The following is a 12788-nucleotide window of genomic DNA, read 5'->3' on the forward strand; positions in this document are numbered from 1 at the left end:
ACGAACAGTGGTGCGTGGTGTGTTCGGGGCGGCCGCGCTGTGTGGGGCGGCCGGGGCAGCAGCCGGTAGGCGTGTCGGAGACGCACTGGACCACCGGCTGACGTGAACCCCGTGAGCGTCGGGCACGGGACTCAGGTCAGCCCCCAGGCGAGGGGACAGGAACTGGGACGGTCCTCGCGGGCGTGCGCTGCGTCGTCGGGCCGTCTAGTCGGGGAAGACCGTGGGGTCCTCGACCGGGCCGGCGGGCACCCCGTGCGGAGCGGTCGACCACGGGCGGACCGCGGTGGAAGCGGGCCCGGTGACCGGGGCGGAAGGCAGGAACCCGGCGACGGCGGGCGCGGCCGGGCCCGCCGTCTGGGCGGAGACGGCCGGCGCCGAGGCCGGATGGGAGAGGCGCGGTTCGCCCGTGTCGGAGCCAGCACCGGCCTTCGAGACCGTGTCGGTGCCGGAGTCGGTGGCCCCGCCGGGCACCGTCGTGGTGCCGGTGGCGGTCCTGGGGGCGGCGCCGGGGTCCTCCGGTGCGGTGCGCTCCGAGGCGCGATGGTCGCGTTCGGTGTCGCAGGCGTCACCGGTGCCGTGATCGCGGACGGCGCTCTCGGCGCGGTCCTCGGAGGCGGCGTCGGGCGCGGGGGACCCCTCACCGGTGATGACGGAGGTCAGGCCCGAACCGGGGACGACGCTCTCCTCCCGGCCGAGGCCTTCGACGGCGCGGCGTGCGCCCTCGCCGATCTCCGCGACGGGGAGCCCGGCCCCGGAGAGCCCGCCGCCGGGTTCCGACACGGGATCCCCGATGCGCTGGTGCACGGAGCCGAGGGTGTCGGTCACGGGGACGGTCACCTCACCGGTGACCCCGCTCGGGACGAGTGTGTCCAGGGGGGCTTCGGTATTTCGGCCCTCGGCGGCGCCGTCGGAGTCCGGCTCCGGGGTCTCCGCAGACCCTGTCCCACCGGCGCTGCCCTCGGTGCCCGGGGCGGGGCCGCCGGCCTCGGAACCCTCCACACCCCCGTCCAGGTCGAGCGCGTGGGCGGGACCGCTCCCCAGGAGCCACAGCGCGGTGAGGAAGAAGAAGGCCAGCAGGGGGATCAGGAGGGCCGCCACGACCGGGTGCACGGCGGTGGCCACGCGAGGGGCGTGGGCCGCGCGGCCGGTGTCGGGCATGGGAGGACCCTCCGGGGAGCACTACGGTCTGCGCGGATGTCCCGCGCATGCGACTGCACGTTAGCACAACGCCACCGAGCGTGTTTTCGGTTTGCCGGAACCGGGTGGCCGGTGCCGTCACTCGTCGGAGGGGCAGCCGCGCCGTTCCGGAGGCCCGTCCCACTGTTCGGGCTGTCCGTCCTGCCGTGCCGGTTGCCCGTCCCGGCCCTGCGCGGGGTCTGCCTCGCCCTTGGTCACGCCACTCGCTCCCGTGGACCGGGCCTTGCGCTGGGTCCTGAACTGGTCGAACACGAACACACAGAGCGCCAGCCACACCAGGACGAACCCGGCCCAGCGGCTCGCCGGCATCTCCTCGCCCTGGATCAGCCACCCGATGAGGAAGATCAGTGTCGGCGCGATGTACTGCAGTATCCCCACGACACTCAGCGGGATCAGCCTCGTCGCCATACCGAACAGCAGCAGCGGCAGGGCCGTCACGAACCCGCCGCCGACCAACAGCGCCGTGTGCCCGGCCGAGACCGAGAACGCCGTGCCCGACCCGGAGGCCTCCAGGTACACCACGAACCCGAGCGCCGGAAGGAACATCACCAGGGTCTCGACGGTCAGGCTCTGGGTGCCGTCCAGGTCCACGTACTTCTTCACCGCGCCGTAGGCGGCGAACGAGGTGGCCATGAGCAGCGACAACCACGGTGTCGCGCCGTAGGCGATGGTCATCACCACGACCGCGGTCGTGCCCAGCGCCACCGCCGCCCACTGCAGGGAACGCAGCCGTTCGGTGAAGAAGACCATGCCGAGCAGAACCGACATCAGCGGGTTGATGAAGTAGGCGAGCGAGGCCTGGAGCGTCTCGTTGATCGAGACCGAGTAGATGAAGCCCCACCAGTTCAGGGAGATCACCACCGCGGCGACGGCCACCGGCAGCAGACGGCGCGGCTCGCGCAGGACCGGGACCATCCAGCCCCAGCCGCGGCGTGTGACCAGCAGGATCACAGCCATCGCCAACAGTGCCCACACCATGCGGTGGGCGAGCACCTCGGAGGGCTCCGAGGCGGAGAGAAGGGGCCAGTACAGGGCGGCGAAGCCCCAGAACAGGAAGGCGCTCGCACCCAGGAGGACGCCGCGGTTCGAATCGGGCATCCTGTGATCTTATGTCCCGGGTCCTGTGGAGAGCCATGGCACCGGTCGCCCCTTGACCGGGCGATATCCTGGGGACATGTTCGGGAGAAACGCGACCATGGTCGAACCAGCCAACGCCCTGCCCGGCAGGGACACCCCGGTCCCGGTGCCCGAGCGCCACACCGTGCTCGGTACACCGCTCGCTCCGCCCTACCCCGAAGGCGCGCAGATCGCCGACCTCGGCATGGGCTGCTTCTGGGGACCGGAACAGGTCTTCTGGCGCCTGGGCGCCGAGGGCGGCATCATCACGACCGCTGTCGGTTACGCGGGCGGATACACGCCCAACCCGACCTACGAGGAGGTGTGCTCCGGGCTGACCGGGCACACCGAGGCGGTCCGTGTGGTCTTCGACCCCGACCGCATCTCCTACACCGAGATCCTCAGGATCTTCTGGGAGGGCCACGACCCCACTCAGGGGCTGCGCCAGGGCAACGACGTCGGGTCCCAGTACCGGTCGATGGTCCTGTACCACGACGAGGCCCAGCGCGAGGCGGCCGAGGCCACGCGCGACGCGTTCCAGCCGGTGCTGGAGCGTGCCGGGTACGGGCCGATCACGACCGAGATCGAGCCCCTGCGCGCGTTCTACTTCGCCGAGCACTACCACCAGCAGTACTTGCACAAGAATCCTAGTGGATACTGCGGCTCGGGCGGAACCGGCGCCAGTTGCCCGATCGGCGTCGTGAGCATGGATAACGCGGATCGGAAGCGGCCCCTAGAGTAGTACGCCTGAGCACATGCGGGTATACCCGCGAACACTCGAATGATGGTTCAACGATGGCTCAGCCATCATTGAATGATGGTTGGGCCTCTTCCCAGCGGATGATGGGGTGCCAAAACCGAGGGCCCTGCTGTTGCTGCAGCAGGTCAGCAGTGGCAGCTTCATCCGCATGGGAGCGTTGCTCGGGTCGTGGCTCGAGGCAACATCAGCTCCCGCGGCCTACGGAGCTGTCTGCATGTCCATAGTGTCCTGAAATGAGCTCTCGCTGTGCCTGTGTCGAGGACGTCTGGCAAGGGCTGCGGGGCGCCCTGCTGAAGGCGCTGTGTCCGGGAAGGCGAAGACGGCGACTGCGGGCGTCGGATAGTAGAGCCAACCAGCTGTCATCTCGTCGCTCAGTTGGTGTCACATTTTGTCGGGTTCAACGGCTTCTTCTGATGGAGGCAGAGGAAGTGAGGTGAGCCCTGGCTGACAGGGATGAGGCCAAGCAAGAGCCAAGTGCCGACCGCTTCATCCGAGGCACCACCAAGCTGGTGGTGTGCATCGTGGCAGTGATTGCTGCCATCGTCTCTTATCGCCACGCCTACGCAGTAGTGACTCAGTACGGTGAGAGTGGAGCTACGGCGATCATGATCCCGTTGACTATTGACGGTCTGGTCTACGCCGCCTCAATGGTGATCCTTCATTCTGCTCGCATCGGGATCAAGGCTCCTCCTTTGGCATGGGCACTGCTGTGGCTCGGAATTCTGGCAACTCTGGCGGCGAACGTCGCACACGGGTGGCAGTACGGGGTTTTCGGGTCGATTGTTGCTGCATGGCCTGCTGTGGCTCTGGTGGGATGCTATGAGATGTTGATGTGGCTGGTTAGAACGAGCGGCAAAGAGGCAGGGCAGGCTCCCCCTAGCGGGCGTGATGCTGACCAGATGGGAGTGGTGGTGTACCGAGAGAGCGTACGTATCGGGAGTCCAATTTCGGAGCGAAAGCTAGCTGAGAGGTTCAATCGCTCGCGGCGTTGGTCCAGGGCGATCATTGAAAAGGCTGGAAAAGATGAGGTGTTCTGATCTAATCCGGACCGGAAATGTAACTTCTTTTAATTCCAGGTGAAGGCAGTGCGTGTGCCAGCTTGGTCGTGCTGGTGCACGCACTGGTGCAAATGGCGGGGTATGGGCGATCAGTTTTGTACATTCCTGAATGGGTGAGAACGGGTACTGGACCAGTTTGGTACGCCTCTGGTCCTGTGCGGTCCGGCTAGGACGACAGTCGTAGTTCGTTGTGCACTATCCTGTGGTCGTGGTGGATAGTGTCTCGACACACGACATGCAGCATGGCGGGCCGGGTTGAACGAGCTGTTCGGCCGCCTGGCCGGGTGCTTTGGCCGGGTAGAAACGCGCAAGTGGGCACGGGTGTACCTGACTGGTCTGTTGGCACCAGTGGAACGTAAGAACGGCTGGCAGCTGGCCGAGGCGGCCAGTGTGGCCGAACCGACAGGGAACCAGCACTTCGTGTACCGCTCCCGGTGGGACGCCGATTCTGTGCGCGGTGCGGTCCGTTCCTACGTCGCCCAAGCTCTGGCCGGCCCCAAGGTGTGCTCGTGGTCGATGAGACCGGATTCTTTAAGAAGGGGCGTCTTTCCGTGAGGGCCAGCGTCAGTACTCGGGCACGGCCGGGCGGGTGGAGAGCTGCCAGCTGAATGTGTTCCTGGCCTACGTCGCACCCCCGGGTGGCGGGCGTTGATCGACCGTGAGCTGTATCTGCCCCCGGTCCTGGATCGATGATCCGGACCGGGATTGGTGAAGAAGGCCGTTTTCAGAGGAGGCTGACGAGATGATCGCCCGGGCGTTGGATGTCGGGGTCCAGGCCGGTTAGGTGGCCGCCGATTCCGCCTACGGCCGCGACAGGAAGTTCCACGCTTTCCTCGAAGCACGCCGGATGCCCTACGTGGACGAGGTCCCGGTCAAACAGACCGTGACCGGCCTGGATGGTCGCCGCCGTGTGGACACCCTGATCGACCGTGCGCGCGAGGAGGTCTGGCATTGTGTTGTTGTCGGAGCCGACGTGCGGCGCTTCCACGACGGCGTGCTAAAATCCAGCCGCTGGAAAAGACCGAGCGGCATCAGCGATTCTCGCGATGTGTCTCCCGCAGATGCGACAAAGGCAAGCAGTAGTAGAATGCCGCCGGTCAGAATGGCGGAGATGGTGACCGGGCAGACTGTGCGCCACGCGTAGTGCTGCCCGTTCTGCAAGGCGAAGAACAGGACGAGCGCCCGGGTCGGACAGCGACATTTCGCAGGAGGCGAGCCGGGCGGCCCTGCGGCTGGCCGCCCGGTAGCAGACCCAAGTCATGACGAGCCGGGCAAGCCCGATCGGCACGTTGGCCAGGAAGATCCACTCCCAGCCGACGGTGCCCACCAGGAATCCGCTAAGCAAGAGTCTGGCGGTGAAGGCCAGGCCGACCACCGAACTTCACACCCTCAGTGCCGCACCGATGTAGTGGGGTGGCGCTGGGGGCGGTCACCAAGGCCATGTGCTGCGGGGCCGTCATGACCGCGCCGGGCCCCTACGCCAAACGGTCCGCGATCCCTCTGTGTCAGGCTCAGGTGGGACACAAGGGACTAAACTTCACTAACTAGAACAAGCAGGGCGAGGACAGGCAGCAACCACAGTGACCATGACCAACCACGACCTCCACACCCCAGGCCAAGGCCCCAGAGCCGACCGGCCCAAACGCCGCACCTTCACCACCGACTACAAACTCCGGATCCTGCAGGACTACGACGCCGCACCCACCGGAGAAAAAGGCGCCCTCCTGCGCCGCGAGGGCCTCTACGACTCCAGCATCCAACTCTGGCGCAAACAGCGCGACGCCGGCGAACTCGACCCCTCGGCCTCCACCCGCACGAACACCGGAAAGAAGAAAACACCCGAGCAGGCCGAACTGGAACAACTGCGCAAAGAAAAAGCGCAACTGGAGCGCACCAACGCCCGGATGTCCCAGAAACTCCAGCAGACCGAAGCCGCCATGGAAGTACTGGGAAAAGCACACGCGCTCTTGGAAACCATCTCCGAGAGCGCGGACACTCAGAACCCGTAGACCACCTCCGCGAGGACACCAGAGCCCGCCTCGAACCATGGGTCGGTATCAAAACCTCGTGCCGCCTGACCGGCATCAACCGCTCGACCCATTACCGCCACCGCAACCCCACACCCGAGCCGCCGGAGAACACACCCAGAACCCCGCCGCCGAACCGGCTCTCACCCGAGGAGTGCCAGCACATCATCGCTGTGCTCAACAGCCAGCGGTTCCGGGACAAGGCACCCCGGCAGGTGTGGGCCGCACTGCTGGACGAGGGGACCTACCTGTGCTCGGTCTCGACGATGTACCGCCTGCTGCGCAGCCAGGGCCAGGTGCGGGAGCGGCGCGCCCAGGCCCGCCACAGGGCCAAGGCCAAGCCCGAGCTGGTGGCCCGGGCCCCCAACCAGGTGTGGAGCTGGGACATCACCAAGCTGCGCGGGCCCGGGCAGGGACGGTACTTCGACCTGTACGTCATGATCGATATCTATTCGCGGTACGTGGTGCACTGGGAGATCCACTCCCACGAATCCGGCCGTACCGCCAGAGAATTCATCAAGAACTGTGTCTATGCCAACCAAGGGATCGCTGCCGAGGTGATCCATTCCGACCGCGGTACCGCAATGACGTCGTTGTCAGTGGCTGAACTGCTGTCCGTGTTGGGGATCAGTAAGTCGCATTCGCGGCCGAAAACCAGCAACGACAACCCTTACAGCGAAGCACAGTTCAAGACACTCAAGTACTGCCCCGCCTTTCCCGACAGGTTCGGGTCCACCCAGGATGCCCGGCAGTTCTGCCGCTCCTTCTTCGGTTTCTACAACTTCCACCACTACCATTGTGGGATCGGGCTGCACACGCCCTTTTCGGTCCATATCGGCACCGCACGCGCGGTCCAGCACAAGCGGGCCGAGACCATCGAGGCGTTCCGGGTAGCCCATCCGCAGCGGTTCACCCGCCGGGCCGTGTTGCCCGGCCTTCCCGAGGCCGCGTGGATCAACGAGCCCAACGAGCAGTCCGCAGCCGAGCAACATGTTCCTGACCTGCGCGAAGCGGCCTGACGATCACTGGTCCGTGTCCGATTGGACTTGACACATTCCGGTGTTCCGCGGCGCTCCGCGGTGCGCGGAGGTTGCGGGGCCACTCGGGGGACGGGGAACGGAATGGTTTCTGGACTGCGGACGACATACCTGGACGTGCTGCGTCTGCCGTATGCCCTCCGCGCCTTCTTGCCGACGGTCGTGGGCAAGCTGTCGTTCGCAATGGTCTCGCTGGCGCTCCTGCTGCTGGTGCAGGAGGGACCCGGGGGCTTCGCTCTCTCCGGTGCGGTCGTCGGCGGGTTCGGCCTCGGAAACGTCGTGGTGGCGCCCCTGCGCGCACGCCTGGTGGACCAGTACGGCGCCCGCCGCGTCCTCCCCGGGCTTGCGCTCGGGTACGCCGCCGGCCTGTTCGGTATCGTGTTCGCCGTCGTCGGCGCCGCTCCGGGCGCCGTCTCGGTCCTGCTGGGGGTACTGAGCGGCCTGTGCACCCCGCCTCTGGGGGCGGTGATGCGCGGAGTGTGGGCCCTGCTGTCGCCGACCGAGGAGTACCGGGCCCGGGCCTACAGCCTCGACGCGGTCGTCGAAGAGCTGGTGTTCATCGCCGGTCCGTTGCTGGTGAGCCTCACCGTGCTGCTGCCGCACGGCCCGACCACCGCGGTCGTCGCGTCGGCAGCCGCCGGCCTCCTGGGCACGGTCGGTGTGGTGCTCGCGCCGGTGCCGAAGCCCGGGCGGGCGGAGCGCCGCGCGTCGGGGTGGAGCGGGTGGGTCGGCCCGTTGCGGCACGCGCGCATCTGGCCGGTTCTGTCCGCGCTCACGGCCGTCGGCCTCGTGCTCGGCGCGATCGAACTGCTCTCCACGGCGCACGGCCGAGCAATGGGCAATTCCAGCCTGGCCGGTGTGCTACTGGCGTTCTTCGCCGTGGGCAGTGCCGCCGGCGGGTTGTTCTACGGCTCGCGCACCTGGGCGGCGCCACTGCTGCTCCGGATGACCTTCCTGGGACTCGCGGCGTGCGTCGCACTGCTCTGCGCGGCCGGGGGAAGCGACTTGGTCGTTCTCATTGTCCTGTTCACCGTGGTCGGGCTCTTCGTCGCACCGTCGATGATCACCGGTTACCTCGCCGCCGATGAGATTGCTCCGATCGAAGAACGGACGGAAGCTTCCACCCTGATCAACACGGCCGTGAACGCGGGGGCGGCGCTCGCCTTCGCCTTGGGCGGCGCACTGCTGGACAGTGTGACGATCACGGTGTCAACGGTCCTCATGGCCGCTACCGCTGCGGCATTCATCGTCGTCGCCGTACTGTTGGCGGCACTGATGCAGGCAGGTCGCGCACGAGCACCGCTGTCACGCTGATCCGGAGAACGAGTTCCAGGTATCGCCGACTACAGTGGCCGACTCGGGCCGAAGCTCTGATGAGTGGTTCAACGGTGTCGCGAGAAGGCCGAGGAGAGCAGGTATGGGCGAGGGCGACGGCGTCGACCTGAACGGATTGCGGATGGTCGCTCACCCGCTCCGACTTCGGCTGCTCTCGTTGCTGACCGGGCGGACGATGAGCGCCGCGGAAGCGGCGCGAGAGCTGGGGGAGACACAGGCCAACGTCAGCTACCACGTCCGGCGGCTCGCTGAGGGAGGGCTTCTCACGTTCGTCGACGAAATGCCTGTGCGCGGTGGTATCGCCAAGCGGTACACGCACGAGCCCAGCAGCGGCGAGGCGCTCGACGGTTCTGACCGGGAAAGCTTTCTCGCTCTCATGCAGGCGCTCGCCCGACAGATGTCCGTGCGCGCGCCCTTGTACCGAGAGGGCACGAGTTTCGCCTTCACCGATGCGCACGTCACGATCCCGGCCGAGGAGTGGCCGCGCGTCCACGAGCTCGCCCGCGAGCTCGGACGGGTCGTCCATGAACTGGCGGAGCGGCCCTCCGGTGATGAGCCCGTCGGGATCTCACTGACAGTCGCTGCCTTCGAAACGGAGTAGATCTCCGGACTCGACGGGCATCGAGGCGCATGCCCCGTGTTGATGACGCAGTCACTGCAGTGCGCCGAGCACCTCGTTGAGGGCTTCGGTCGTCGAGGGGTGGGTGTAGATCGAGTCACGGAGCTCGGATGCGGTGATCCCGTGCCGGATCGCCAGGCTCACGAGGTTGATCACCTCTTGTGAGTGGAGGTGCATGAGTGCGGCGCCCAACACCTGGTCGTTCGTACTGTCGACGACGATTTTGACGATACCGCGCGGGTCGCCCTCGATCTTCGCCCGTGGCGCGGCGGCGATGTCGGCCATCTGCTTCACTCCGACGCCGACGTCGTATCCCTGTTCCTGGGCCGTGTCCTCGCTCAGTCCGACGCGTGCCAGCGGCGGGGTGAGGAACATGGTGTACGGCACCGCTGCCCGGTCGGTGGTCGCGCGCCGACCTGTACCGAAGAGCTGATCTGCCACGATGCGGTTGTCGTCGAGGGAGACATAGGTGAACTGCGGTCCTCCGTTGACGTCGCCGACGGCGTAGACGCCCGACGCCGAGGTGCGTAGATGCTCGTCGACCGCGACGTATCCGCGGTCGTCCGTCCGGACCCCGGCCCGCTCCAACGCGAGGTCCGCTGTGGCCGGCGCGCGCCCCAGCGCCAACAGCACGGCCTCGGCCTCGATCGTCTGTTCCCGGCCCTCGACCTGGTAAGTGACCCGGGCATGATCGGGGCCGTCGGCCACGGATGTCACCGTGGCCCCCGAGGTGATCGTGATGCCGTCCCCGCGCAGCGCCTCGGCTGCGGTCCGGGCGACGTCGGTGTCCTCGTTCTTCAGGGGGCGTTCCCCGCGGTCGAGGACGGTGACTTCCGAGCCGTAGTGGGCGAACATCGAGGCGAACTCGAGCCCGACATAGCCCCCGCCGACAACGACGAGGGAACGCGGCAGCGGTGAGACGTGCTGCAGGGTCTGCGAACTGTGTATCCGCCCGCCGAACCGCGCCCCGTCGATAGGCGGCAGCGCGGGGCACGAGCCGGTGTTGATGACGACGGTGTCCGCGCAGATCTGCAGGTCTTCCTTGCCTCCGGTCACTTGCACTTTCCGTTCGCCGGTGAAGGTCGCCGTGCCGTCGACGAGGAGGACCGAGTCGAGCTCGTCGAGCAGCGAGAAGTTCTTCTTCCGCATCGCACCGGTCAGAGTGTCACGGCGGGAGACGGCATCGGCGAAGTACCGCTCCGGATCGTCGGAATCGCGCCGTTCCTCGGCGTCGTGGATCAGGATCTTGGTCGGGACGCAGGCGATGTTGATGCACGAACCGCCGATCATGTCCGCGGACTGCTCGACCAGCGCGACCCTGAGCCCTTCGCGTGCTGCGGTGCCGGCAAGAGTCTTGCCTGCTTTGCCCCATCCGATGACGAGCAGATCGACATGTTCGTGGTGCGAAGCTTCTCCGCTCCGGTCGGTCTCGATGTTCTGAGCGGGCATGGCAGCGTCCTTCCTCTGTGGGATACGGCTCTGCTGCCGGGCACGCGCAAGCCTGATCGGATGACCACGTGCCGACAGGTGTCCCTGCCAGCCACCGTACGCCGCCGGGCAGGGACGAGGCGTTCGCAAGATCCGCTCGCCGGTTACGGCAACGGACACTCACGGTCTTCCGAGCTCAGCTCCTGTTCGGCGAGCTCCTGCATCGCCGCTGGTGTGCAGGTCCGAGCCTCGGCCCGAGTGCAGACCACTCTCCCGTGGAACGCACGGGCGTGCTATCAATAGGTAGGCAGAAAACGTATTGGCAGACAACCCTATTGAGGCCCCCCATGACCAACCTCCTCCTGTCGATCCACGTGATCGCGGCGATCCTGGCGATCGGACCGATCACTGTGGCGGCGTCGATGTTCCCCCGATTCGTCGCACCACGGCCGGCCGGCGACACCGGTGTGGAGGAGCGCACGCCCGCCGGCGCGGCGCTCCTCCACCAGATCTGTCGCGGCTACACCGTGGTGGGCATCGCCGTTCCGGTCTTCGGTATCGCCACCGGCATGCAGATGGGGGCGCTCGGCGAGGCCTGGCTCCTCATCTCCGTCGTCCTCACCGCGATCGCGGCGGCGCTGCTCGTGTGGTCGATCCTGCCCGGCCAGAAGCGGCTGCTCGCCCTCCCTCCCACCGATCCGGAGGAGGACCCCGAATCCGCCGAGGCGACGCGGTCCGGGACAGCACGCCTGGCCATGGTGACCGGCGTCTTCAACCTGCTCTGGGTGGTGATCGTGGTGTTGATGATCGTCCGTCCCGGGGCCTGATCCCGTCCGCCCGGATCACCCCCGGTGGCCGCCGAGCACGAACCAGGACAAGGACCGCCGTGGCCATCGAGGGCCACGGCCCCACGCTCACCCCTACTCCGGCCGACTCGGTTTGGTGCTCAGCGCGGGGCAGCCGTGGCCCGGGCGCAGCGGCGGCAGACGCGGGCGGAACCCGCCACCAGCGCGTGCGAGGTGGCGGCGAGAACTCCGGCGAACGCGAACAGGACCCAGTCCGTGCCGAGGGCCGCCGCGACGGCGAGGGTGAGTGTGGTGACGGCCATCGCCAGACTGGCGATCGTTGCGGCCCACGCGATGATCAGCGGGACCTCGTCCGGTGTCGGCAGCCGGCGCGCGAGTGTTCCGGTGGCTGCCAAGGCGACCGCCGCGAGCAGCGCGGCGGCCCCGGACACTCCGGCGAGGTTGACCGCCAGCATCCGTGCCGACCACTGCAGTGGCCAGACCGCCGCGGGGCCGGCTTGCTGGACCAGGTACCAGCAGGCCATGACGAAAGGGATGGTGATCGCGACGGCGCCGGCGGTGTGCCGTGCCTGGGAGATGGTGAGCTCGTGCTGCCAGGCGCCGACGACCTCCTCGGTGGTCCCGAACTCCGCCACGGCTCCCTCGGCCGCGCTGTGCCGGGTCGACCCGGCACGGGTGCGCTCGGCCACCGCTTCGGCGAGGTCGTCGCGCGCCTCCGCCAGCAGGCGTGCCTTGACGCGAGCCGGGCCCTCCAACGCGGCATCGAGGGCCGCGACGTGGCGCTCGACGGGATCGGTGTCCCCGGTGGGGATCTCGGGACCGGCCTCGCTCACGAGATTGCCCCGTGCGCCGTGCCGGGGTTGAGGACGGACCCGATGGCGGTCGTGAACGACTCCCAGGCCGACCGCTCCTCGGAGAGCATGCGCCGACCGGCGTCCGTGAGCTCGTAGCAGCGCTTGGGGCGCTCGCCGACCGACTGCCAGCTGCTGTGCAGGAGCCCGGTCCGCTCCAGACGGTTGAGAGCCGGATAGATCGTGCCGGTGCGCAGTTCCAGCACTCCGCTGCTGCGCTGCTGGACGGCGGTGATGATCGCGTATCCGTGCAGAGGGCCCGATTCGAGCACGGCCAGCAGCAACCCGTCGAGGTGCCCGCGAACAGCATCCTGTCTCATGGCGGCCAGCCTAGCGGAGCTGGTGTTGGCAATCTATGTATTGGTGGTCTACGTAGTAACGACCGGTCGGGTACTCCGGGACGGGCGGCAGCGGCATGGGCCCGGCCCCTTCTGATGTCTCTTCCGTGTCGACCACCACTACTCCTCGGGGCTCGTCGCGCACCCGAAGCCCCCTGCCGCACTGGAGCCCGCATCGACGATGCCTTGCGCGGGAGCGGTGGAGGAACCGGCGGC

Annotated in this window: 12 protein-coding genes and 1 pseudogene; 8 read left to right on the forward strand and 5 right to left on the reverse strand. The window is 67.5% G+C overall.

Features of this window, described 5'->3' with window-relative positions; all coding sequences use genetic code 11:
* Positions 1 to 204 precede the first annotated feature (204 nt).
* Positions 205 to 1158, reverse strand: a complete 954-nt coding sequence (locus tag D456_RS0109095; RefSeq protein ID WP_017575862.1) for an ICP22 family protein — start codon at positions 1156 to 1158, stop codon at positions 205 to 207.
* A gap of 117 nt (positions 1159 to 1275) precedes the next feature.
* Positions 1276 to 2295, reverse strand: a complete 1020-nt coding sequence (gene rarD / locus D456_RS0109100) for an EamA family transporter RarD (protein ID WP_017575863.1) — start codon at positions 2293 to 2295, stop codon at positions 1276 to 1278.
* Positions 2296 to 2371: 76 nt separating this feature from the next.
* Here rarD and msrA point away from each other — a divergent pair, with 76 nt between their 5' ends.
* The 7 genes and pseudogenes from msrA to D456_RS0109130 all read left to right on the forward strand — a co-directional run bounded on the left by msrA (position 2372) and on the right by D456_RS0109130 (position 9131).
* Positions 2372 to 3055, forward strand: coding sequence for a peptide-methionine (S)-S-oxide reductase MsrA (gene msrA / locus D456_RS0109105; protein WP_026115713.1), 684 nt, complete (start codon positions 2372 to 2374; stop codon positions 3053 to 3055).
* A gap of 527 nt (positions 3056 to 3582) precedes the next feature.
* Positions 3583 to 4110: a DUF2637 domain-containing protein gene (locus D456_RS25575; protein ID WP_040698984.1), complete on the forward strand. Its 528-nt coding sequence runs from the start codon at positions 3583 to 3585 to the stop codon at positions 4108 to 4110.
* A gap of 258 nt (positions 4111 to 4368) precedes the next feature.
* Positions 4369 to 4834, forward strand: a pseudogene (locus D456_RS25580) (IS701 family transposase); the annotation flags it as partial.
* A gap of 81 nt (positions 4835 to 4915) precedes the next feature.
* Positions 4916 to 5275: a hypothetical protein gene (locus tag D456_RS26545; RefSeq protein ID WP_152442519.1), complete on the forward strand. Its 360-nt coding sequence runs from the start codon at positions 4916 to 4918 to the stop codon at positions 5273 to 5275.
* A 442-nt stretch (positions 5276 to 5717) separates the two neighbouring features.
* Positions 5718 to 7177 (forward strand): IS3 family transposase gene (locus D456_RS26270; protein ID WP_086002072.1). Its coding sequence is split into 2 segments (ribosomal slippage): positions 5718 to 6078 and positions 6078 to 7177, totalling 1461 coding nucleotides; the frame shifts between segments, so codons are not numbered across the junction.
* A 102-nt stretch (positions 7178 to 7279) separates the two neighbouring features.
* Entirely contained in the window at positions 7280 to 8509 is a 1230-nt protein-coding gene (locus tag D456_RS0109125) for an MFS transporter (protein WP_152442520.1), read from the forward strand.
* Between the two features lie 103 nt (positions 8510 to 8612).
* Positions 8613 to 9131: a winged helix-turn-helix domain-containing protein gene (locus tag D456_RS0109130; protein ID WP_017575870.1), complete on the forward strand. Its 519-nt coding sequence runs from the start codon at positions 8613 to 8615 to the stop codon at positions 9129 to 9131.
* A 51-nt stretch (positions 9132 to 9182) separates the two neighbouring features.
* Here the strand turns inward: D456_RS0109130 and D456_RS0109135 are convergent, their stop codons facing one another.
* Entirely contained in the window at positions 9183 to 10598 is a 1416-nt protein-coding gene (locus D456_RS0109135; protein ID WP_017575871.1) for a dihydrolipoyl dehydrogenase family protein, read from the reverse strand.
* Positions 10599 to 10924: 326 nt separating this feature from the next.
* On the opposite strand from D456_RS0109135, the gene D456_RS0109140 reads away from it, so the two are divergent.
* Positions 10925 to 11404, forward strand: coding sequence for a DUF2269 family protein (locus tag D456_RS0109140; protein ID WP_017575872.1), 480 nt, complete (start codon positions 10925 to 10927; stop codon positions 11402 to 11404).
* Between the two features lie 119 nt (positions 11405 to 11523).
* Here D456_RS0109140 and D456_RS0109145 read toward each other — a convergent pair whose 3' ends face one another.
* Both D456_RS0109145 and D456_RS0109150 read right to left on the reverse strand, forming a co-directional pair.
* A complete protein-coding gene (locus tag D456_RS0109145) occupies positions 11524 to 12216 on the reverse strand; it encodes a permease prefix domain 1-containing protein (protein ID WP_017575873.1) in 693 nt (230 codons plus the stop codon).
* Entirely contained in the window at positions 12213 to 12554 is a 342-nt protein-coding gene (locus D456_RS0109150) for a PadR family transcriptional regulator (RefSeq protein WP_026115717.1), read from the reverse strand. Before D456_RS0109150 ends, D456_RS0109145 begins: the two co-directional genes overlap by 4 nt.
* Between the last annotated feature and the right edge of the window lie 234 nt (positions 12555 to 12788).

Origin of the sequence: Nocardiopsis kunsanensis DSM 44524 (assembly GCF_000340965.1) — a bacterium.
Classification (GTDB): domain Bacteria; phylum Actinomycetota; class Actinomycetes; order Streptosporangiales; family Streptosporangiaceae; genus Nocardiopsis; species Nocardiopsis kunsanensis.